This is a genomic window from Clostridium arbusti SL206 (assembly GCF_000246895.1).
Classification (GTDB): domain Bacteria; phylum Bacillota; class Clostridia; order Clostridiales; family Clostridiaceae; genus Clostridium_I; species Clostridium_I arbusti.
The window spans coordinates 1-24,392 of sequence record NZ_BAEV01000059.1; the positions used below are offsets into that span (position 1 = coordinate 1).

Genomic DNA, 24,392 nt, shown 5'->3' on the forward strand with positions numbered 1-24,392 from the left:
ACAAAAACCTATGTCTGCATTTTTACTTAGTACTTGTTGCATAGTCTTATCTGCTCCCTGACCTGTACTAAGATCAATATCTAATCCTTCCTCTTTGAAATATCCTTGATTTATAGCGGCATACATAGGAGCATAAAATACCGAACGAACCACTTCATTAAGTCTTACTTTCTTAAGGGAAGTTTTACTACTGTCACTTCCGCTTCCACATCCTGCAAAAACACTTGCGACTATAAGCATAGACAAGAGCAATGTACAAGAATAGAATATTTTCTTTTTCATAGCTACCTCCTAATTTTAAATTCATTATTATATAGTATGAATTTAAGGTAGCTTTTGACATAAAATTTTTTATTTCTATAAGATAATTTTTAAAAATTAGAACCTGAATATATTAATTTTTAAATCTGGTTCCTTATCTCTTCCAACTATAGTGTCTACTTCATCTATAACTATTTCAGAAGTTATACTTACATAAGCACTTTTAACATGTCCTGCATGTGCATTACATTGTATATCTGCAATAGTTGCATGTAGATGTACATAAATGTCATCATCATCTGTAGTTGTTATATTGCCTATAAGGCTAGTGACTTCAAAATCTCCTGAAAAGTCTCTTAAATTATAAGCCTTTTTTTCAATGCCAAATACACCCAATCTTATTTTGTTAACAGCACCAATACCACTTATAAAGCCACATTTTATATTATTATCTTTAGAGAATTTCTTTAAAGTAGAAATAATCTCTTCTCCCTTATCAATCCTCAAAATCCATTTATTATCAACCTTTTTATAATCCAAACTTCATCCCCCTAACCTCTACTAGCATATAAAGATCTTCAAAGAATACCTTTATACATATTTTATTTAAAAAGTACCATTCCATTCCTCAGTTTTAGACTTTATGGAATTTTTCATCATATTAGCTAATTTTCCTGTGATGATACCATTCTTAAAAACTTCATCTACTTTTCTGCATTTAACTTCTATGATACTATCTTTAAGTTGCTTCTCAGTAATTCCATTCTTATTAGCTAAATCAAAGGCATTTCCTCCTGAAGATTTGCATTTTTCAATTTCCTCAGCAGTAAATCCTAAATTCTCTTTTAAAACAGTTTCAACTGAAAGTTTAGGATGAATAAAACCACTAGCTAATGCTGCATTCTTCTTTGATGTATTAGATTGATTAACATCATTAGTCTCACCGTAAACAGGAACCACTATATTTAGTGCAACAACTATAAATAAAATTGTAATTAAACTCTTTTTCATCATTGTTTCCTCCTATAAGGCATATGAAAATAAATAGTAAGTCAAAGATGCGACGTATATTTTGAAGCCTACAAGGAAATAGGTTCTTCAGATAGTGAGCTATCTGAGGGTTCTGTTGACGTGGTAGGATTCAAAATAGACTAGCATACTGACTAGTTATTTATTTGAATGTGCCTAAAATCTATTTCACTAGATATTATTAGGAATATAACAATTATTTATACTTTTATCCAAAACATTCAATATATCTTTAATTTCAGTATAACACTTTTTTTAATATATTAAAGTTTTCTATAATATTTACTTTTAGACATGGAAAATAAATAACTAGTCAGTACACCAATATATTTGACTTGCTATTTATTTTCACATTTCTAAATTCTAGGCATTATATTTCTATAATTACCATGGACATCATTCACCTGAGAAATTGCGATAAAAGCCCCGGGTTCTATACCTTTTACTATACGCTTTAGTACTCTTAATTGAGTTTTCTGTATTACAATATATATTATCTTTTTGTCCCTATTAGTGTAAGCCCCTACTGCATTTACCACTGTTGCTCCTCTTACCAATTTTAAAGTTATATTGTCTATTATATCCTCATACTTTTCACAAATAATAATACACTGCCTTGATGAAGATAATCCTTCCTGCATTGCATCCATAGTCTTTGACCTTATATAACTTACTATAATAGCATACATTACAGAACGCGGTCCCATAACAATGGCTACCAAAATGTAAACAATTATATCAGAAATTAAAAGCAGAGTAGATACATTAATTGAATTTGAGTTATGATTTATAATTTTAGCCAGTATATCTACACCACCAGAAGAGCCTCCAGACATAAATATTAAAGCCATACTAATTCCTGCTAACACCCCATAAAATATAGCAGATAATATCATATCATTAATTTTGGGTAAAATAAAATTTACATTGAGATAATCTATCATTACTGAGGAAGTTATAACAACAAGCACACTTTTAAAAACAAACTTTTTACCCAGTATGCTGAATCCAATTATAAATAGAGGAACATTCATGATTATATTTGCCAAACCTATTTTATACCCAAATAACTTATTGAGACTTATGGCAATACCCGTTATTCCTCCGAGTCCTATGTGAGCTGGCAATAAAATAAAAGATGTACTAATGGAAAACAGCATACTTCCAACTATAAGAAAACAATATTCACTAGTGATTTTTTTCATATAATTACCACCTTCATAATAAAGCATGTATTTATAACACAATCCATTAAATTCTAATGTATTTAGTTATTTTTACATGCATAAGGCATATGAAAATAAATAACAAGTCAAAGATGCGACGTATATTTTGAAGTCAACAAGGAAATAGGTTCCTAAGATAGTGAGCTATCTTAGGGTTCTGTTGACGCGGTGGAATTCAAAATAGACTAGCATACTGACTAGTTATTTATTTGAATGTGCCTAATATAATAATTATAATTTCTTCACATTATTGCATTAATATACATAAAATTTATTTTTATATTTTTATAGTTTGGCCTATATCAATAATCTTTATTGTTCCATCATTAATCTTGTTTAATGTATCTACGGTTTCCTCATCTTTATCCTGAGCTAAAATATATGTCTTATAGTGAATTGGAATCATTATACCCGAATTCATCATTTTAAACATTTTAAAGCTTTCCTGTGGACTACAATGCATACTTTTAAATTCATCGGGCTTATAGCAACCTACAGGCATTATAGCTGCATCTACAGTAATTCCCTTGTATATATCTGTAAATGCAGTATCCCCTGCAAAAAATACTTTTTTATCTTTATGCTGAACAATATATGAATTACTATCAGTAGGACCAATACCCGGATACCTCCTACCAATATGATTTGCCTCTATTGCTTTAATACTAATATTTTTATCTTTATATATTTGTCCAGCAGTCAATGCAAATACATTTTCAAATCCTCTTGATTTAAGAGCATTTTTTATACCTTTAGGAACAATTATATTAGTCTTTTTATCCAGTTTATTTAACATTCCATAATTTAGATGATCCATATGTCCATGGCTTATAAGTATATAATCCAAATCAAGCTTAGTTAAATCTATTGATGGATTTACAAGCCTTTTTAAATGTCCAAGATTACCTATTACGGGATCTGTTAAAAATATTTTTCCATACATATTTATAACTGTAGTGGCATGTCCTACCCAGTGTATAGAATTTTCTACAATAGGTTCAGCTATGGGAGTTTTCTTTGGAATTCTGTATACCTTTAAGTTTCTCTTATTTAATTTGTACATGTAATCAAATATCTTAATAATGTGTGGTTTTTTCAAATAAAATACCTCCCAAATAAAATAAAGTAAAGAGCTTATAAAAACTCTTTACTTTATTTTAAGCTTGTTCTTAATAATTTTCAAACTCTGAAAACCAAATACTTATCTCTCTTTCTGCATTCTCCACATTGTCAGATGCGTGTACCAAATTTTTTGTAGTATCATTAGCATAGGTACCCCTAATACTTCCCATAGGTGCAGTTTTAGGATCTTTACCTCCATTAATATTTCTCACAATACTTATTGAATCCTTACCTTCTACAATCATGGCACAAAGGTTACCTTCTGTTATATATTCAATGAGCTCCTCAAAATAACTTCTTCCTTTATGTTCCCTATAATGTTCTTCTGCAAGTTCTTTACTTGCTTTAAGCATTTTTAATGCAACTATGTTAAGATCTTTTCTTTCATAAAAACTTATAATTTCACCCATAAGTTTTCTTTTAACTCCATCTGGTTTAATTAATACTAATGTTCTTTCCACTATATACAACTCCTCACCTAAAGTTAAATTTAAATCATTGACATAAGAGCTGTTTAAAACAACTATTGAAATTTATCTTATATTCTTATACTTTTTATATATAATCAACTTTTTTGTGCCCTTCATCAAAATCAAATAAGTCTTCTTCATCCTCCATATAGTAGTTATAGTGTATTCTCTTTAGTTTATATTTACTCTGACATGTAATAGATTTAAATGGACATTCCCCATTTGTCTCCTCTAATTTATAAAAAGCACAATTTTCAAAGCATTCTATTTCCTTATCATAAGTACTCAAAAATGGACATTGACTCATAATAACACCCCTCATACCCAACCAATGATAATGTTTACATTGTTTTTTTACATTATAAACCATTTCACTAAAAAAAGTAAATACTTTTTTTAAATATTTTAAATTTATCATAAAAATGAAAATATTCATATATACCCTTTTAAAATGCAAGATTTTATCATATAATTTTACATAATGGATTATATATATTATTTATTTTCTAAAGGAGGACATTACTTTGAAAAAAAAAATTATTAGATTATGTAATAATTTTTTTAATTTGTTTTTTTATAGCCCCATTTTTACTTTATATTATTCTCAGTTCATCCTTATTTAATAAGTACACTCTTTATTTCAATAAAATTATATATTTAAAGTTATATATGCGCTTAGCATTTATAGGCTTATTTATATTTTTATTAATTAAACTTTTCAGATACTTATTAAAAATTTTAATTGAGAGAAGGCCTACATTTAAAGCTAAGCTAATATCTATTGAAAAATTAGATTCAAAATCTTTAAATATGGGAATAATTAAAAATGAATGGGATTCTACAGAAAATTATGCTGTAAAATTCAAACATAATGATGAAATAATTGATATTACAATTTCAAAAGAAAACATAAAAAGCGATCTAACAACAGATGAGCATCCTTATGTTGAATATCAATATATTGATCTAATTAAATTATTTAACAAATTTCTCAATATAAAGGTTCATACAAAAAAATAAGCAGTTAGGCATATGAAAATAAATAACTAGTATACTGACTAGTTATTTATTTGAACATGCCTTATTCTAACATTAAGACAATTATTTAATATAATTTGTCTTAATGTTTTATTTTTTTGTATTTTGGGGAATACTAAATTTAAAAATATAAAAAGATATAGAGGGAGTGTTATTATGTTTGTTACAAGTATTTCCTTTTCATACTTTTTTCTAGGAATAGCCTTGATTTCATTAATAATTTGTATTTATCATAAAGCTCTTGTAGTAAAAACTTCTCCAGATAATAAATCAAGAGATAAGATAATAGGAAACATGAAAGACCCTATAACCTGGAGAAAGAGAAATAATATAATTGGAAACATATCAATCTTTTGGTGCTTACTTTCTTTAGCTTTATTTATATACTTTAAATATTTCTTTACAGCAGGATTGATATCTATATATTATGTATTTATATATATAGCGGTAGCAGCTGCATCCATGTTTTTAATAAATATGGGAAAGAAAAAGACAGCACAATAAATTTTTATGAAGTATTTTTATTAACCAGTAATAAAGTAGGAGCTGTGTGGCAATGCATATCTATGCATTGCCACACAGTTTTTTATCTATTAAAATTAGTATTGATTCTTTTGATGCACTCCCCTTATCTTTGTTAAACAATTCATTTATTAACTTTTTATTATAAATACAGTTATCAATGGTTTTTTAGTTGTGATGAATTTTATAAAATGATATACTTGTAATGTCTTTTAGCATTGTTTCGACGTATATTTTATCTGAAAATAATGCCTTATAAATAAACATTAATAAGTTTTAACTAAAATGGAGCGATGAAATTTGAAACGTAAAATTATTTCCTTAATACTAACCCTTGCACTATCACTTTCTATAGGTTCAACAGCTTTTGCTGCTGAGAATAGTCAACCACCTAACATAGTTGGTACAGCTGCTGTTGCAATAGATGCAGAAACTGGTGAAATTATATATGCCAAAAATCTAGACAGTAAAGTATATCCTGCAAGTACTACAAAGCTTATAACCGCACTAATTCTTACTGAATCAAAAAAACCTGGTGATTTACTTACATATACAGCTAGTGCTAAAGCACAACCCTCAGCATCTATAAATTTAGATAAAAAGCCTTTAAATGTGGGTCAACAAATGACTGTTGAAAATGCCATGAAGGGTCTTTTAGTATTCTCTGCAAATGATATAGCTTATATGATTGCAGACAATTTAATTGGAAAATTAGATGCTAACGTTAGTGATACTAATAAGGCATTTTCAGTATTAATGAATAAGAAAGCAGACTCTTTAGGTCTTAAAAACACTCATTTTGTAACACCAAATGGTCTACACGATCCTGATCATTACACAACTGCTTATGATATGAGCGTAATTGCCAAAACTGCTTTTGCTAATAAAACAATACTTAACACTGTAAAACAAAAGGAGGCTACAATTTCTACCGGTGGCTTTAATATTCCTATAGAAAATAGGAATAAAATGATTCTAGAAAAAGAAACTGATTTATATGATAAAACTTGTATTGGTGGTAAAACAGGATATACTACTCAAGCTGGGAAATGCCTAGTTTCCATATTTAATAGAGATGGTCGAAAAATTATAGGTGTTGTAATGAATTCAGCCTATGATAGTCAAGATACTCAAGTATTTAAAGATATGGAATCTCTTATAAATTACAGTTACTCAATAAAATCTACTAAATTGTATTCTAGTAATGGTACTTATAAATCAGAAAATTTAAGCTATAGACCTTTAAAATTCTTCGGACCAACTAAAACTTTAAAGGTGCCCCTTACCGTAAAAGAGAATGTAAACTATTATAAAAATGATGTAAATGATAAAGAAAAGAAATTAACAGCTAATATTTCTTCCCTAGATCCTTGGAAACTTAAAGCTGAGACTTCCGTTGGAACTCTTACTTTAACTGAGAGAGGTATAACTAAAACATACAAACTTTATCCAGGTGTTTCTACAAGCGATTTAATAAAAGATAATAAACTTCTTTATGGTGGTGTACTCGTTGGTATAATTGTTATAATAGCCATAATAATTATAATAATCTATAAGATTATTAATATATTTTCAAAAAAAGGAAGAAGAAGATCCTATTACCGATAATCATTGAAAAAGATTAATTTTATAAAATTATAAGCCTAATATTGCCTAATCTTAATGATTCAAAGCATTATTAGGCTTTTTCTTCAATATGCATATCATAATATTAAAAATGTGACAAACCAAATTTATACACTATTCTATAAATTGATTGACATTCAATCTACAAAATGATAACGTTTACTCATAGGGTTTTTAAATTTAATAATTTAATTTTAGGGGGAGATTTTTATGTTAATAATAAAGGCTATCATTAGACCAGAGAGAACAAATGCGGTTTTAGAAGAACTTAATGATGCAGGATTCCCTGCTGTAACAAAGTATGATGTTGTTGGAAGAGGTAAACAACAGGGAATCACTGCTGGATCTATTCATTATGATGAAATACCAAAGGAAATGCTTATGATTGCTGTAAATGATGAAGATAAAGATGATGTAGTTAGAATTATAATGAGTAATGCAAGAACAGGAGAAAAAGGAAATTTTGGAGATGGAAAAATATTCATATCCGCTTTAGATGAAGCATATACCGTAAGTTCAGGTTTAAAAGGTCTATAGGCCTATATAATTATGGGAGGTGTTAACTATGAAAGAAATTACAGCTATTGTTAGAATGAATATGGTTAGTCAAACTGCAGCTGAACTTAAGAATCAGGGTTATGCAAGCTTTACCTGTAGAAAAGTTCTTGGCAGAGGTAAAAAAAAGGTTGATTTCATTCCTACTAAACAGGATGAAGCATTAATGAATAAATATGAAAAAATGGAAATTTCAGAACAACATAGACTTGTATCCAATAGGATGTTTACAGTGGTAGTTAACGATGAAGATGTAGAAGAAGTAGTAGATACTATTATTAAAGTTAATCAGACAAAAAATCCTGGAGATGGTAAGATATTTGTAAGAGATATATCAGAAGTCATCAGGGTAAGAACTGGAGAATTGAACTCTCTAGCACTGTAATTTCAGAGTTAAAGAGAAAATCTTATTTATATAAGTCAATTATTTAAAATAGAACATAACTTAATATAGCTTACAATCAACAAAATTTATATAAACATTTTTCCTTGATGAGAATGGAGAGTTAATTTATAACAATCCATTCTCATTCCTCCATTTATAGGTATTTATAGTCTTGAGTCCTATTAAAACTTATTTTATTCCTATCTAATAAATGTACTTTCTTTTAATGAACTCCTTTTATTAAACCTAATAAAACTGAAAATAGAAATCACAAAAATGATTGCTCCTGCAATAATATATAAAAATGCAAATTTACCTGAAACTCCAACTAGATATGGGAATAGCAAAGTACCACAAATATTGAAAGTTATATGAGCTATTATTGATCCCACTACACTTTTAGTTTTTACACATAATAGACCTAATAGTATTCCTAGTATTGCTGTATAAATACTTTGAAATTTATCCATATGATAAAGTCCAAATAAAATACCCTGAATAATAACCGCAGCAATTATATTAATATTATTCCGTATCTCACTTAATATCATTCCCCTAAATAGTATTTCCTCAAAAATTGGAGCAAAAATTAAAACTGCTAATATACCCAATATAGAGGTCATTGACATATTTATCATTTTTGACGTCTCATTGTAAGATGGAAAAAATTTTATAACATATTCTACAACTCCTGATAAAAGAGCAGAAAAAGATACACATATAACTAATATAAATAGCACATTTTTTACCCCTATGTTTCTAAAATTACACATCTGAAATATATTTTTTTGCTTTTTTCTAAGCATAAAAAAGTATATTATAAGAGACAAAATCATTGATATAATTAGAATATATCCTGTATTTTTATATACATATTCTTGCATTTCATTATTACTGCTAAATCCTTTAAATATTGCATTTATACCTACTATGGCAAAAAATAGTATTTGAAATGCATAATATATTATAAGATATAACAGTATTCTAATAGCTGTCTTAATATGTTTCATTAACTTCACCTAAACTTTCAATTTAATTTTAACCTGACTAACTTGGCGTAAGTCTCCCACGCACTCTGTGCAAGTGATTCGCACCAAATTAAAATTTGGGCTCTCTACTTGCACTCTGCGAAAGTGATTCGCACCAAATTAAAATTTGGGCTCTCTACTTTTCTTCAAGTGGGAGTTCAACGCCAAGTAAGCCATGCATTTGCAGTTCTAAAATTCAGATGGGGTAAAAGAATCCCCACCTGAATTAAGAACTTGCTTCAATATCTAAACTTTCTAGGATAGATATTCTGATAATAATTCACCTTTTGTCTCACTAAATTTACCTGTTTCAATTTTAAAGAATTGTGCAGCTTCATCTTCTTTATTAATAAGTTTAACTAACTCTGCATGACAAGTCAAAATAAACACTTGATTTTCTTTAGACAATTCTCTTAATACTTTTACTACATTTTTAAGATGTTTATAATCAAAATTAACTAAAGAATCATCAATTACCACCGGTAATTTGGGTTTAATATCCTTTATTCTACTAAATCTTACCGACAAAAATAATTGCTCCTTTGTTCCCCTACTTAAAATATCTGTAGTGTCACTTAGTGTTCCATCACTACTATAGGTTTTAAAATCATATTTCGTAAGATCCTCTGTAGGCAGCACTGAAATAAGCTCTCCTTCAGTTATTTTTGATAAAATTTCCCCTGTACTTCCTAAAATAGTATCCTTTGCGTTATCAATAAAATTCTTTTGAAGCTTTTCTAACATAAATGCAGCTGCATTATATACTGCATATTCCTTTGCATTATTTTTCAGATGTTTTCTGCCCCTGTCTATTTTCTCATTAGCTACAGCTATATCCTCACTCTTGTACAGCTTATTCATATTTTCCTTAATATTTAATCTCAGACCTCTCAATCCATCCAAAGTTTTTCTATTATCCTTAAGTTTATAATTCAACTCATTAATCTGTCTATCTATTTCATCTACATTTATGTAGTCCTTTATAAGCTTCTTAAAAGCATGAAATATTTGAGAATCACTATGATCTTCATTAGTAATCAGCAATTGCTTTATTTTATCAATTTTTAATGAATGTATTAATTGATGCTTTAAGTTAATATATCTATTACTGTCTTCTTTATACTTATTATAGATTTTCATATAATTAATATTTTTATCAAGTTCTTTAAACATGTCCACATTATCTTTTTCCACATATTTTAGTTGAAGACTATCTTTTATCTTCTCTTCTATACCCTGTTTTATATTCCCTATAGCTTTTATATTTTCATAATCAATTACCATTACATTTAGCTTTTTAGCTGTTTCAAACAAGTATTTACTATTACTAATTATGTCTTCACCTATATTTGATTCATTAAAACTGAGAATCTCAGAAAATTTAATAATAACCTTTGCTATTTTCTCTAAATTAAGGATAATATATTTTTTCATGGCGTTTATATTCTTTAAATCATATTGCAAATCCATAACTCTCTTTTTAATATCTCTTGCTAGTCTAAAATAATCTTTTAAACTACTTAATGGTATTTCCCTATCTAAATCAAGCTTAAGCTTATAATCCTCCATAATTCTATTTAGACTATATTCTCTTTTATTTAGCTTTTCTAACTCTTCACTAGCAGAGCAGATTTCCGCAGTAATGTGATCTAAATTTATTTCTCTAGTGTTTATATCTATATTCTCTACTCTCATCTTTTCACTGATAATATTATAAGCTGATGCCCCTATTATCCCAGCGACACTTACAGTTACTCCAAAAATTTTACTAAATCTATATATAAATATCCCTAAGAGAATAAAAGCTAAAGAAACTATACAATAGCTCACCAGTGAATTCTTTGGATTTTTAGAGTTTTCCTTTATCTTGCAAGAATTATTAATTATATTCTTTTCCTGCTGTAATTGCTTTATTTTTAAAGTTAAAACTTCTATATTTTCTTTTATCTTTTTCAGTTCATCTACCTGCTCACATAATTCAACAAAAGCTATTTCTTCTGTATTTATTTTTAATATATGTGAAAAATCATCTCTCCACTGATGGTTCATATCCACAATATCCTTATTTATCTCTCTTTTTGAGGCCTTGTATTCTTCACATAATAAATTATAATTTTTTATCTTTTCCTCTAAACCTGAAATAGACAATTGAATATCTTTTATATTGTTTCCATTGATTATAAAAGCCTTTTCTAATTTTGAATAATCACCTAGATTCTGTGAAAACTTTGCTTTAGCTTTATTATATTCCTTGTCTATGCTTATATATTCATTTTTAAAATTATTCATTAATTCTAAAGACAGATTTTTATCCTTAAAAAAATTATATATGTGTTTATTTTCTTTAATTTCAAGTTGCAGTGCAAGTATATCTATTTCCCTATATATATTATAATTATTTTTTAAAACCTCTAATATAAATATATTATCTTCTGTAGTCAGCTTAATATTTTCCTCTTTCTCAATTTTTTCTTCAGTCTGAGAGAGTTTGTCCTTATATTGTCCAAATTTATCTACCTGCAGCAATGCCTCTTCTTTGATTGCTATTCCCTCATTTATAATTGAATAATCTGCTTTAAATAATTTAGTCCTTGGATTACCATTTTTACCACCTATTTTTTCAGCTTCTTTTTTTACTGCGATTATGAGCTTTGGTATTTTAATAATATCCTTTAATCCTGCTCCTAAAAGTATAGCCTGTACTTTCTCATTTTTCTTGTGAATATTTTGAAGTTCATCAAGACTTATAGTAAATATCTCTTTATAGGTAAAACTATCAATTTCTCCATACAAATTATTCTTATATGTTTTTTTCTTATTATTAACTGCTGTAATTAATGGCGCCGAAAATCCCTTTACTCTAACATTGTATTCCTCTTTACTAATACATATCTGTGCTTCAACTTCATATTCCACCTTGCAATTAGGTATATCTATAGATTTATTAAAGCCATAGGGAAAATGTCTTAAAATTTTTAGTAGTGTGGATTTACCTGCTCTATTTTTACCACCTAAAACTACTATTCCGGGAGAAATATTATCTAACTCAGCATTGTTATATATTCCAAAATCTCTTATATACAATTTCTTTATATACATCTACTTCTCCTCCATAAGACTATAAATTATTAATTCTCTAGCTTTTCTTAGTATTTCTTGAAAGGTATCCTCGTCTAGCTGCATTTTTAAATAATTTATATTCTCCATATCATAATTACTTTCCCATACTTGTCCAAAAGTGGCTATAATACCTTTCCTCAAATCATCTTTTTCGGAAAACTCATCACACAATTCATAAATTTCTTTTACAATTGTATTATCATTTTTCAGACCTTCAATATTAAATATCTCTTTTTCTAATCTTACATCTATAGAATCCGTATAAATAAATTTAGAATAATTCATTAATTTTGAATTTAAGTTTTCTTTTATTATTTCCTCTAAATCATCTTCACTATCTTCGAAGATAGTATTTATGCTCCCTCTGCCCTTTATAATCCATCTAATTGCATAACCTTTTACAATACCATTCAAATCCACATTAGTATGTAATCCAGAAGGTATATTTTCTAATTGATTAATTATATGCTGTGCCTTAGACTCCATTAAATTTATAAGTTCAGTTAAATTCTTTGGCTGATTATCTGTAACTTCATTTATATCCACCTCTACCCGTTTCCAAACAACTGAGGATGTAGGGAGAAACTCTATAGAGGGTTTATTTACTTCATTTACCTCTACTAATAGACATCCACCAATTCCCTCTTCTCCTATGTCTCTTCCTTGAGGCATACCTGAATAAGCAACTACTGGTTGTATATCATTCAATATTCTACACTTATGTATATGACCGAGAGCCCAATAAGACATTTTCTTCTTAGATTTTAAGTTTTCTAAAGTGCAGGGAACATAATTAAAATTGTTAGGATTTAGTTCTGTATGCAGTATGGCTACATTAAAAACATTGTCATCTACTGGATTATACGAATTGTATAATTTTCTACTATCTGATTTTCCCCTATAAGAATTACCATAAACTCTAGCAATTATATTTGAGTATTCATCTTTCATTTCAAATTCACTGCATTCTTCACTACTACAAATAAATACATTTTCAGGCAAATTAAAAATTTCTCTTTTACCTACAAAAGGATCATGATTACCTGCAGCAATATAAACATTTATATTTTCATTTAAAAGTCGTCTGCACTGCAAATTAAAGAAACTGTTAGCCTTAATAGATTTACCATCTCTATCGTATAAATCACCACTTATAATTAAAAAATTGACTTTAATATCTATAGCATAGTCTATAATTTTTTTAAAAGCATCATATACTGCATTTCTAAAAACATCAGAATATTCTTTTAAGTTTTCATCATACACATTTAGCATACTTCCTAAATGTATATCTGCAGAATGAATAAATTTCATAGGTAAAGTCAAATTAATCATACCTTTCCGAATATAGCAAAGAGAGGTCAGGCAGACATTCTCCCCGACCTCTAAACTATCCTTTAATTTTTTCCTCTCTGTATTTTATGTCATTTCCTCTCATTCTATAAGCTGCTTCTAACATTTCAACTTTAAAATCATATTCATCCATATCTAGATCCACATTATTCATTATACTATTTATAGAAAACTGAGCTACTTTTTTTATGATTTTTACTCTATACATTTTCATGATTTCTTCTTCAATATCATCTTGAGATTTTACTAAATCTCTATCTACTATATGCTTAACATCTATATTTTTTTTCTTTAAATTATATCCTATTAAAATAGCTCTGTGGCAATTTACAGGTTCCTTTTCGGCACACATAATAACTATATTATATCCTTTGTTCATTCCGTCAATTAACCTTACAATGCCCTTTTTATAGTTACTATCTTTCCTTATATCTTCATAACAGGCTTCACCTTGTTCATTAATACAATCTTTATTTCTTGCCCCTAATTCTTTACCCATAAATATATAGTATATACCATGCTTGTTCAAAGTTATTTTAATATTGTCCATATTATAAGGTAAGCTTTTTTCATTCTTACTATATGGATTAGACCTCACATCCACAACACAATTGATTCCATATCTTTGCAAAAGCTCTATAAACTCATCTATTTTCCTATCAGAATAGCCCAAGCTATAACATAATTTTTTCATTTTCTCCCTCTTTAAGAATATGCATTTAGGCACATTCAAATAAATAACTATTCAGTATGCTAGCCTATTTATTTTCACATGCCTTAAATTAAGCATATAAAAACTCTAAAATACTTTTCATAAACTGTGGAAGATTACCTGGTATCTTAGCACTGACAATATTTCTATCTATAACATTACCCTCGCTAGTATAATCTCCCCCTGCATTTATTACATCATCTATAATGGAGTCAACGCAAGTAAGTTTATATCCTTTAATAACCCTGGCAGATACAAGCACTGATGCTCCATGACAAATACATCCTATGACCTTATTATCTAATGCCATATCACTTATAATTTTCTTTATATAAATATTTGTTCTCAATCTATCTGGTGCCCATCCTCCTGGAACTATAATACCATCATAATCATCTACATTTATAGTATTAGCATTTTCATCTATATCAATGGTATAACCATGCTTTCCTGTATAACTATCCTTATTTCCTGTTCCTACAACTGTAACTCTTATTCCCTCTTCTCTTAATCTTAACAATGGATACAAAAGTTCAATATCTTCAAACTCATCCTCTGCAAGTAATATAATGCTCTTCTCACTCATTTCCATTTTACCACTCCTCTTAGTATATTATTATAAGCCTTATCAGATTACTAGGTACTAGAAAATCCTTCTATATTACTAGTTTATCCGTAATCAACACTAAGTATCAACAATTTTTTTAAATTTTTTATTTTTCTTGTATAAAATATCTTTATTGAGGGTAATATAAATAACGTAAAGAGGATTTAAAATTATTGTGCGAAGAGTATCTTATGATTTCTATCTAAGTATTTGAAAATAAATAGCAATTCAAAGATACTATGTTTATTTGAATGTGCCTTATACAAGGAAATAAGTTCTGATGATAGCAATGCTATCAAAAGATTCTATTAACCTAGTATAATGCAAAGTAGACTAGTATACTGACTAGTTATTTATTTACGATAACTTATAGAGGTTGTAATGTATTCGACCTAAGGTATATACATGGTGGTAATACGCTGTTTATGTGCCGGCGGGAAGATTATTATGGGTGGTGTAAAGCTGTTTATGTGCCGTAAGGTATATATTTGGTTTGTAATTATGTATAATAGTCGAGCTAAGACTGTATAGGTTGCCGAATTACTTTTTATAACCTTTAAATGGTAAAAAAGTGTTAGGTTATATAAGGTCAAAAGATCTTATATAGTTTTGAAGGTATTTTATACAATCGAGCCAAGATTTATTTATGTTTTAAAATGCTCAATATTAGTCGAAAGATTATTACTGGGTGTGTAGAGATGTATATGAGTTGTAACGAAGATAATTTTAGGTTCCATTACTAGGAAAAGAGGAATCATTTTATGATTTCTCTTTTTTTAATATCACAAATCAAACTCTAGCATATAATATTAAGGTGTAGAAATATGTGAAAGGTGAATTTTTATGTTTTTTAATCCTTATGAAGGTTATTTTAGAGAAACATCCCCTGTTTCCTATATAAGATTATTACATGCTAGCCCAAACTCCCCTGCTGTAGATATCTACTTTAATGATACTAAACTAGCTGAAAATCTTTCCTATGAAGAATTTACAGATTATTTATCCATAGAACCTGGAAACTATACTATAAAAGTTTATCCAAGAGGTAACACAGATAATTTAATTACTAGCACTAATCTTACTATTGCACCAAATTCTATTTCCACTATAGGCGTAATAGGAACTCTCCCAAATGTAAGTTTATTACCTATGTCAGAACCAAAGGGTCCAACGATTCCAGGAAAACTTTTTCTTAGATTTGGTAACCTATCACCAAATTCGCCAAATCTAAATTTAACCCTTGCCAATGGAACAGTAATTTTTAGAAACATAGCTTATAAAAGTGTAACAGACTATGCCTCTCTACGCCCTGGTATTTATCACTTTCAATTGAGAGATAGTGAAACAAATAAGATTATATTAGATGCACCTAATATACGATTAAGAGAAAATAGGTTCTATAGTATATATTCAGTAGGACTTTTAGGCGGAAAACCACCACTTAGAATACTTGTACCACTTGATGGAAATTCATATTTAAAATTCTAAAATATATTTTAAGCATGGTAAAAATAGCCAGTCAGTATGCTACTCTATTTGACTTGTTATTTATTTCCATATGCCTTAAAAGGAGCCTAAATTTACCCGAATCAAAAATTTAGACTCCTTTTTTTTAAATAAATTGATGTAGATATACTGAAAAATTTATTAAACCTTTTCTAATTCAATATACATAAGGTATTGACACTATTTTTCTATTATATTATTATAAAGGTAATATCTATGTAAATGCCTTTCGTCTTAAAGGATGGAAGGCTTTAATTTACGTTAGCATGTGAAAAGAGATATAAGGTGGTTTATCTTTCACCTATAGTTTCCCTTCATATGCTTTAGGCATGTGAAAATAAATAACAAGTCAAAGATGCGACGTCTATTTTGAATTATACAAGGAAACAGGTCCTGATGATAGTGGTGCTATCAGAGGGTTCTGCTGACGCAGTAGAGTTCAAAATAGGCTAGCATACTGACTAGTTATTTATTTGGATGTGCCTTATTGGGGATAAATTTAAATTTCATAGGAGTGAGTAAGAATGGCTGCAAAAGAAGTTAGAACCAGATTTGCACCAAGCCCAACTGGGTATATGCATATTGGTAACCTTAGAACTGCTCTATACACATATTTAATAGCAAAGCATGAAGGCGGTAAATTTATATTAAGAATAGAGGATACAGATCAAGAACGTTTTGTTGAAGGTGCTGTAGACATTATATATAAAACATTAGCCTTTACTGGACTTGTACATGATGAAGGTCCTGATATAGGAGGTCCTGTAGGTCCCTATGTACAAAGTGAAAGAAAAGGTATGTATCTAGACTATGCAAAAAAATTAGTAGAAAAAGGTGAAGCTTATTACTGTTTCTGTTCTAAGGAAAGACTAGACATATTAAAACTTAATTCAGAAGCATTAAAAAGACCTTTTAAATACGACAAACACTGTATGCATCTTTCAAAAGAAGAAATAGAAGAAAAACTAGCTGAAGGTATTCCATATGTTATAAGACAAAATAATCCTACTAAAGGAACTACTACTTTCGATGATGTTATATACGGAAAAATTTCTGTAGATAACTCTGAACTTGATGATATGATTCTAATAAAATCAGATGGATATCCTACATATAATTTTGCAAATGTTGTAGATGACTACCTTATGGGTATAACTCATGTAGTAAGAGGAAATGAGTATCTTTCATCTGCACCTAAATATAACAGACTATATGAAGCTTTTGGCTGGGAAGTTCCTATATATGTACATTGTCCTCCAATAATGAAGGATATACACAGCAAATTAAGTAAGAGAAACGGAGATGCTTCTTTTGAAGACTTACTTAATAAAGGATATTTAAAAGATGCTGTAGTAAATTACATAGCACTTCTTGGTTGGAATCCTGAAGGAGAAAATGAAATATTTAACCTTGAAGAATTAGTGAAGATCTTTGATTATAAAACAATCAATAAATCTCCAGCTATATTTGATCCTGTTAAACTTAGATGGATGAACGGCGAATATATAAGAAGAATGGCACCAGAAGAATTCCACAGCTTAGCACTACCTTATTACAAAGATGCTATAACTAATGACAGTATCGATCTTTTAAAAATAAGTGAGCTTTTACATACAAGAGTAGAAGTTATGAATGAAATACCTGATATGGTAGACTTCTTTAATGAACTTCCTGATTATGATATAGAAATGTACACTCATAAGAAGATGAAGACAAATACAGAAAATTCACTGGATAGTCTTATTAAATCACTTCCAATCCTTGAAGCTTTGGAACAATGGGATGTTGATACTATTCACAATTCCATGATGAAACTTGCTAAAGATATGGAAGTTAAAAATGGAATAGTTCTATGGCCACTAAGAACTGCTCTTTCAGGTAAAAAATTCACTCCAGGTGGAGCTTTTGAAATAGCAGACATTATTGGAAAAGAAGAATCTATAAAGAGAATTAAAATTGGTATAGAAAAGTTAAAAGCTGCTTTAGCTTAGATTTTTAAATAAAAGGAAACGTACATAAATTGTTTTAACCAAATAAATCAATTTATGTACGTTTTTTATGTATCCATAACTATTAATTTAATAATATATAAATTATATTAAACATTTAGGTCTAACTATTATAAATATCTATAATAGTTAGACCTAATATTTAAAGGGTTAAATACTCATTCTATATACAATGCTAAAATTATTCACATACCTTACCAGGATTTAATATATTTTCTGGATCAAAGGCTGTTTTTATGCCTCTCATTACAGACATATATTCGTCTCCATATTGTTTAAACATATATTTCCTCTTTGCGTATCCAATTCCATGTTCTCCAGATACTAAGCCCTTAAGTTCAATTGCCTTATTATACATAGCATCAAAAACTTCAAGAAGTTTATTTTTCCATATATCTTGTGCCAATTCATCTTTTAATACATACACATGCAAATTACCGTCTCCTGCATGACCAAAACTTCTTATTCTAATATTAAATTCCTTTTGAAGTTCATCTGTATAGTTAATAAATTCTGCAACTCTATTTCTTGGAACAACAACATCACATTCATCCATTTCAGTAGTAGATGCTTTAACAGCTTCTAAGAAAGCTCCTCTAGCTGACCATACAGCTTCTTTTCTTTCATCTGTATCAACTATAAATACATCGATAGCCCCTTCTTCAAGACATATATTTGCCACCTTGTCGTAAGCTTCTTCTATTTCTTCTTTACTATTACCATCAAAAGTTAAAAGCAAATATGCATCAGATGAATTATCAGGGAATTTTTTACCTAGGAATTTTTCAGCTGATAATATTACTTCTCTTTGCATAAATTCTATAGCTGTAGGTATTGCCTTTGACTTTATTATTTTAGGCACTGTTCCTATAGCCTTATTTAAATCTGGAAAAGGTACAAGTAAACTTATAGATTTTTTAGGTAAAGGCAATAATCTTAGTATAGCTTTTGTTATTATTCCTAGTGTACCCTCTGAACCTACTAGTAAATCCTTTAAGCTATAACCTGAACTATTCTTAACTACTTTACCACCAAATTCTACCACTTTACCATTAGGAAGGACAACTTCAAGTCCTCTTACATAGTCCCTTGTAACACCATATTTAACTGCTCTCATTCCACCTGCATTTGTACTTATATTTCCACCAATTGTAGCTGATTTTTCTCCTGGATCTGGTGGATAGAATAAATCATGTTCTTCAACAAATTTACTTATCTCCATTAAAAGTACTCCTGGCTCTAATGTAAGAGTAAGATTTTCTTCATCTAATTCTAGTATCTTATTCATACCTGTAAGATTAATCATTATACCACCATCTAAAGGTACTGATGCTCCTACAAGACCTGTACCAGACCCCCTAGCTACCACTGATATGTTATTATCATAGGCATATTTCATTATCTTTGAAACTTCTTCTGTACTAAGAGCACTTATAAGTAAATCAGGCATATTACTTACTCCACCTAATTCATCATGACTAAAATCTTCACTTATATCTTCCTTAGTAAAAATTCTATTTTCACCTACAACAGATTTTAAGTATTCTACATCTTTTGAATCAATAGTTTTATAAGACATATTACTGCGCCTCCTTATAAATCTTTACATCTTTAATTAACTCTGGAAGTATTTCATACAAATCTCCTACTATACCATAATTGGCTACATTAAATATTGGTGCATTAGGATCATCATCAATTGCAAAAACATATTCTGATCCATCCATACCAGCTGTAAACTGTACTGCTCCTGATATACCAAAAGTTATAATAAGTTTTGGTTTAACAGTTCTTCCACTTAAACCAATTTGTCTTTTTGCATCTCCCCAACCAGCTTCTATTAATGGTCTTGTAAATGCAACTCTAGCTTCAAGAAGATCTGCCAATTCATTTATCTTTTCGATATCTTTTTCTGATTTAATACCTCTTCCTATAGCAATAATAGTCTCGGCATCAGATATATTATCTTCAATTTTTTTCTTTTTTACCTCTAACACTCTAATATTAGAGTTTAATTTTTCTTTATCTACTTTGCGCACTGTTACCTTACCAGACTTTTCTTCATTTCTTTCTGGTGCATTCATAACTTTATATCTTACAGTAGCCATTTGTGGTCTGTGATTAGGATTTATTATTTGAGCCATTATGTTTCCACCAAAAGCAGGTCTTATCTGTACTAAATCAGTATTTTCTTTCATTTCAAGTATTGTACAGTCTGCTGTAAGACCAGTTTTAAACCTGGCTGCTATTCTTGGTGCTAAAGATCTTCCAACGGTAGTAGCTCCAACTAATATAGTTGAAGGTTTAACTTTATTTATAAAATCTTCTGCTGCCGCAGTATATGGTTCTATCCTAAAGTCTTTAAGCGCTTCATCATCATATACAAATACTTCATCAACGCCATAATGTAAAAGTTCTTCAGCCTTATCAGTAATATTATAACCTACAAATACTGCATACACTGGATGATTTATTTTACTTGCAAGTTCTTTAGCTTTACCTATTAATTCAAAGGTTACAGGATGGATATTTCCCTCTACATGATCAACATAAACCGCTACACCATTCCATAAACTCTTATCTATACTTTCAACTTTTTCTTCAATGAATTCTACTACTCCTTTTGGACCTTTATTAACACAGATTTTACACATTTTACAACCTGCATTCATTTCAATTTTTCCGTCTTTTTCTTCTATAGCTCCAAAAGGACATATCTTAACTAAATCTTTTATAATATCATCTGTTAATTTTTCTTGATGAACGAACAATTTACCCATAATAATCCCCTTCCTATATTACTATGTAGATTTTAAAATTCCACATAGATGAATTTTAAAACTAAATAATATTCTATACAAATTTCAATTCTTTAAGTTTATCTGCAATCTGCTTTCCTATCTCTTCTCCAGTACCCTCAAATTTTTCTCTCTTTATGTCATGCACTGGTGGGAAAATTCTCTCAACTTGAGTTGGTGAACCATTTAATCCATATCTCTTTTCATTTTGATCTTCAAAATTCTTTAAACTTATTGTTTTTATTTCTCTATCCTTAGTTTCAACTTTTTTCTTATAGGAAGGAAGTCTAGGTTGATTGATATCCTTTTCAACTGTTAATAAGCATGGATACTTAACCTCTACTGTCTCAATAGTGTTCGGCATGTCCATAGTAACCACTATTGAATTATCTTTAACTTCTATAATATCGATTACATTGGCAATGTGAGGTATTCCAAGATACTCAGCCATTTCAGGTCCAACCTGTGCTGTATCTCCATCTGTAGTCTGTTTACCACATAATATAATATCATAAGGTGCCATTTTTCTTACCCCCTGTGATATTGTATATGCAGTAGCTAAAACATCTGCACCTGCAAATTTCCTATCAGAAATTAGTGCACCTGCATCTGCTCCCATCATATAGGCTTCTTTTATTACATCCATAGCTTGAGGTGGTCCCATACTTATTACTTTTACTTCTCCACCCTTATCTTCTTTAATATTAAGAGCTGCTTCTAATGCATATAAATCATAAGGATTCATTTTTGTATCTATACCGTCTCTTTTTAATACACCAGTTACTGGGTCAACCTCTACCTTTGATGTACCTGGAACTTGTTTAATACAAACCAAAATATCCATTATATTACCTCCAACGCATATTCTTATTGGTAAGATGGTACTACCATTATCAATAATTTTTTGGAAGAACAACTTTGTTCTTCCATATCTATATTAGCACAGACTTCATAATAATTCCATAATAAATATTTATTTAACAAAGTTTTTTTATAAATTATTTTATTATCTAATAATTGAACTAAAACTAAGAATATATATTATCCATTAATATTAAATGCTGTTTTATACAGTCTAAGTGAATTCTCATGGCCTTTACTGCCTCATCTGGATTTCTATCAATTAATGCCTGCAAGATATTTTCATGCTGTTCAACTAGTACCTCTCTTGCCTCTTTCTCATTGACTATAACCATTCTCGCGTTAACTATAAATGCATCCATTAGTGAAGAAACAGATCTCAATATATTGTTTATTAAAAAGTTTCTCGAGCACTCTGCTATTTTATAATGGAAATTTTTATCTGAAAGACTTCTTTCTAATTCATCATTTGAATTTTTAAGTTTATCTATTAACCCTTGTAAAACAACTATATCCTCGTCTGTTACATGCTCTGCCGCCAAAGAAGCGGTTTCCGTTTCTATCATAACTCTTACTTGATGTATTTCCAAAGTACTGCTTTTCTGAAGCATAAACATCACTGATAGAGGTTCAAAAAGACTATTTTCAAAATTGTCTCTTATGAAGTTTCCCTCTCCCTGCCTACTTTCAACTAAACCTATAATTTCCAGGGCTCTAAGTGCCTCTCTTATAGAGGTTCTGCTTACACCTAGCTTTTCTACAAGTTCCCTCTCTGAGGGAAGTTTATCCCCTTTTCTAAGTATTCCTTTGGATATCATTTCTTTTATCTGTATAATGACTTGTTCATAAACTTTTGTATTTTTTATGGGACTAAACATAATATCCTGATTCATATAATATCGAAAAAATTATATGATAAATATATCACTATGGACCGAGTAGTGTCACTTAATAAACTTATTATATATATTTACTAAGTAAAATCAGGATTTTTCACCTTCCTTTCATTTCTAACATTTACTTTAGGCATATTCAAATAAATAACTAGTCAGTATACTAGTCTATTTTGAATTATACTACGTTAACAGAACCTTCTGATAGTACCACTATCATCAGAACCTGTTTCCTTGTATAATTTAAAATATACGTCGCATCTTTCACTTGTTATTTATTTTCACATGCCTTAATAGATTAAAATTTTATAACTGCATTACATTTATCTAAAAGTTCTAGTTATAATCCATCTCTAAATTTATCCTATCCTACATATCTTATCACTAACTTACATATTAGAACATAGATATATAGTAATTTACAATATGTTGTCCGAAAAACAAAGTTAATAGACTAGATATGGCTATAAACGGACCAAAGGGAATATAATCTTTTCTGTTCTTTATTTTTAAGGCAATTAGGGCAATTCCAATAATTCCTCCTATAATAAAGGATAAAAAAAGCATCACTATAGAAAGTTTAAGACCTAAAAACAGCCCACACATAAAGCATATTTCTGCATCTCCCCAACCCATTCCCCTGGTTATTAAAATAATAACTGCTATAAAACCGCCAGCAGCCACTCCACCTAATATAAATTCTATAACACCTAAATTCATAAAATAACCTGCTATAATAAAACCTATTCCACATACAATTCCAGTGATAGTTGTACTAAAATATACATCTGTAGTATCAAAATCAATCATTCCAATTACCATAAGTAATGAAACTAAAACAATAAACTTAATTGTAAAAAAGGTTAACCCATAGTTTAAATAAACAAGATAAAATAACACCGCAGTTACAATTTCTACCGCCGGATACCTTAAAGATATCTTCTCTCCACAATATCTGCATTTACCCTTAAGAAGAATATAACTTATTACAGGTATTAGATCATACCCCTTAATCTTGTTGTTGCAGCTTGTACAATGGGATGGAGGAAAAGCTATAGACTCCCCTCTAGGTATTCTAAAAATACACACATTGAAAAAGCTGCCCAATAATAGACCTAAAATAATAATATAAACTTCTATTAAAATATTCATAAATTCAATCTTCCCATCTATAATCCATGTAAAATAAATTATACCTATTTATTTTACATTAATAATATATCTACACATAAGGCACATTCAAATAAATATATTTACCTTATAAAAAATTT

General features: G+C 29.1%; 24 protein-coding genes. 7 read left to right on the top strand and 17 right to left on the bottom strand.

What is annotated here, in order from left to right:
- From RH99_RS11420 to RH99_RS11450, 7 genes are all read right to left on the bottom strand, one after another.
- Positions 1-282: ABC transporter substrate-binding protein (locus RH99_RS11420; protein WP_010238063.1), on the bottom strand; the 282-nt coding region annotated here is incomplete at its 3' end.
- A gap of 96 nt (positions 283-378) precedes the next feature.
- The gene (locus RH99_RS11425; RefSeq protein WP_010238066.1) at positions 379-801 is read right to left on the bottom strand and encodes a PPC domain-containing DNA-binding protein; all 423 of its coding nucleotides are present in this window, start codon (positions 799-801) and stop codon (positions 379-381) included.
- A gap of 66 nt (positions 802-867) precedes the next feature.
- Complete coding sequence (locus tag RH99_RS11430) at positions 868-1,272, bottom strand: hypothetical protein (protein WP_010238068.1); 405 nt, start codon at positions 1,270-1,272, stop codon at positions 868-870.
- A 374-nt stretch (positions 1,273-1,646) separates the two neighbouring features.
- Positions 1,647-2,495: a YitT family protein gene (locus RH99_RS11435; RefSeq protein ID WP_010238070.1), complete on the bottom strand. Its 849-nt coding sequence runs from the start codon at positions 2,493-2,495 to the stop codon at positions 1,647-1,649.
- Positions 2,496-2,793: 298 nt separating this feature from the next.
- Positions 2,794-3,615 (bottom strand): MBL fold metallo-hydrolase, encoded by an 822-nt coding sequence (locus RH99_RS11440; protein ID WP_010238072.1) that lies wholly within the window; start codon positions 3,613-3,615, stop codon positions 2,794-2,796.
- Positions 3,616-3,685: 70 nt separating this feature from the next.
- Positions 3,686-4,099 (bottom strand): nucleoside-diphosphate kinase, encoded by a 414-nt coding sequence (gene ndk / locus RH99_RS11445; RefSeq protein WP_010238074.1) that lies wholly within the window; start codon positions 4,097-4,099, stop codon positions 3,686-3,688.
- A 94-nt stretch (positions 4,100-4,193) separates the two neighbouring features.
- Entirely contained in the window at positions 4,194-4,415 is a 222-nt protein-coding gene (locus RH99_RS11450; protein ID WP_026038479.1) for a hypothetical protein, read from the bottom strand.
- 362 nt (positions 4,416-4,777) lie between these two features.
- On the opposite strand from RH99_RS11450, the gene RH99_RS11455 reads away from it, so the two are divergent.
- From RH99_RS11455 to RH99_RS11475, 5 genes are all read left to right on the top strand, one after another.
- Positions 4,778-5,128, top strand: coding sequence for a hypothetical protein (locus RH99_RS11455; protein WP_010238078.1), 351 nt, complete (start codon positions 4,778-4,780; stop codon positions 5,126-5,128).
- Positions 5,129-5,302: 174 nt separating this feature from the next.
- Complete coding sequence (locus RH99_RS11460) at positions 5,303-5,650, top strand: hypothetical protein (RefSeq protein WP_010238080.1); 348 nt, start codon at positions 5,303-5,305, stop codon at positions 5,648-5,650.
- Between the two features lie 318 nt (positions 5,651-5,968).
- On the top strand, positions 5,969-7,276 hold the full coding sequence (locus RH99_RS11465) for a D-alanyl-D-alanine carboxypeptidase family protein (RefSeq protein WP_010238082.1): 1,308 nt from the start codon (positions 5,969-5,971) through the stop codon (positions 7,274-7,276).
- A 228-nt stretch (positions 7,277-7,504) separates the two neighbouring features.
- A complete protein-coding gene (locus RH99_RS11470) occupies positions 7,505-7,831 on the top strand; it encodes a P-II family nitrogen regulator (RefSeq protein WP_010238084.1) in 327 nt (108 codons plus the stop codon).
- Positions 7,832-7,859: 28 nt separating this feature from the next.
- Entirely contained in the window at positions 7,860-8,234 is a 375-nt protein-coding gene (locus RH99_RS11475) for a P-II family nitrogen regulator (protein ID WP_010238087.1), read from the top strand.
- A 200-nt stretch (positions 8,235-8,434) separates the two neighbouring features.
- Here the strand turns inward: RH99_RS11475 and RH99_RS11480 are convergent, their stop codons facing one another.
- The 5 genes from RH99_RS11480 to RH99_RS11500 form a co-directional block, all read right to left on the bottom strand.
- Positions 8,435-9,244, bottom strand: a complete 810-nt coding sequence (locus RH99_RS11480) for a CPBP family intramembrane glutamic endopeptidase (RefSeq protein ID WP_010238089.1) — start codon at positions 9,242-9,244, stop codon at positions 8,435-8,437.
- Positions 9,245-9,517: 273 nt separating this feature from the next.
- A complete protein-coding gene (locus tag RH99_RS11485) occupies positions 9,518-12,361 on the bottom strand; it encodes an AAA family ATPase (RefSeq protein ID WP_010238091.1) in 2,844 nt (947 codons plus the stop codon).
- On the bottom strand, positions 12,362-13,696 hold the full coding sequence (locus RH99_RS11490) for a metallophosphoesterase family protein (protein ID WP_243441487.1): 1,335 nt from the start codon (positions 13,694-13,696) through the stop codon (positions 12,362-12,364). It lies immediately after the preceding gene.
- Between the two features lie 76 nt (positions 13,697-13,772).
- Positions 13,773-14,429: a DUF488 domain-containing protein gene (locus RH99_RS11495; RefSeq protein WP_010238094.1), complete on the bottom strand. Its 657-nt coding sequence runs from the start codon at positions 14,427-14,429 to the stop codon at positions 13,773-13,775.
- 88 nt (positions 14,430-14,517) lie between these two features.
- Entirely contained in the window at positions 14,518-15,039 is a 522-nt protein-coding gene (locus tag RH99_RS11500; protein ID WP_010238097.1) for a type 1 glutamine amidotransferase domain-containing protein, read from the bottom strand.
- 858 nt (positions 15,040-15,897) lie between these two features.
- On the opposite strand from RH99_RS11500, the gene RH99_RS11505 reads away from it, so the two are divergent.
- Complete coding sequence (locus RH99_RS11505; protein WP_010238099.1) at positions 15,898-16,542, top strand: DUF4397 domain-containing protein; 645 nt, start codon at positions 15,898-15,900, stop codon at positions 16,540-16,542.
- A 542-nt stretch (positions 16,543-17,084) separates the two neighbouring features.
- Positions 17,085-18,551 carry a glutamate--tRNA ligase gene (gene gltX / locus RH99_RS11510; protein ID WP_010238101.1) on the top strand — a complete coding sequence of 489 codons (1,467 nt, stop codon included), beginning with the start codon at positions 17,085-17,087 and terminating at the stop codon, positions 18,549-18,551.
- A gap of 199 nt (positions 18,552-18,750) precedes the next feature.
- Here gltX and RH99_RS11515 read toward each other — a convergent pair whose 3' ends face one another.
- The 5 genes from RH99_RS11515 to RH99_RS11535 form a co-directional block, all read right to left on the bottom strand.
- Positions 18,751-20,148: an FAD-binding oxidoreductase gene (locus tag RH99_RS11515; RefSeq protein WP_010238104.1), complete on the bottom strand. Its 1,398-nt coding sequence runs from the start codon at positions 20,146-20,148 to the stop codon at positions 18,751-18,753.
- Between the two features lies 1 nt (position 20,149).
- Positions 20,150-21,349: an electron transfer flavoprotein subunit alpha gene (locus RH99_RS11520; RefSeq protein ID WP_010238107.1), complete on the bottom strand. Its 1,200-nt coding sequence runs from the start codon at positions 21,347-21,349 to the stop codon at positions 20,150-20,152.
- 73 nt (positions 21,350-21,422) lie between these two features.
- Positions 21,423-22,211 carry an electron transfer flavoprotein subunit beta/FixA family protein gene (locus RH99_RS11525; RefSeq protein WP_010238109.1) on the bottom strand — a complete coding sequence of 263 codons (789 nt, stop codon included), beginning with the start codon at positions 22,209-22,211 and terminating at the stop codon, positions 21,423-21,425.
- Between the two features lie 184 nt (positions 22,212-22,395).
- On the bottom strand, positions 22,396-23,106 hold the full coding sequence (locus RH99_RS11530) for a FadR/GntR family transcriptional regulator (protein ID WP_010238111.1): 711 nt from the start codon (positions 23,104-23,106) through the stop codon (positions 22,396-22,398).
- A 411-nt stretch (positions 23,107-23,517) separates the two neighbouring features.
- Complete coding sequence (locus RH99_RS11535; RefSeq protein WP_010238113.1) at positions 23,518-24,273, bottom strand: prepilin peptidase; 756 nt, start codon at positions 24,271-24,273, stop codon at positions 23,518-23,520.
- Positions 24,274-24,392 lie beyond the last annotated feature (119 nt).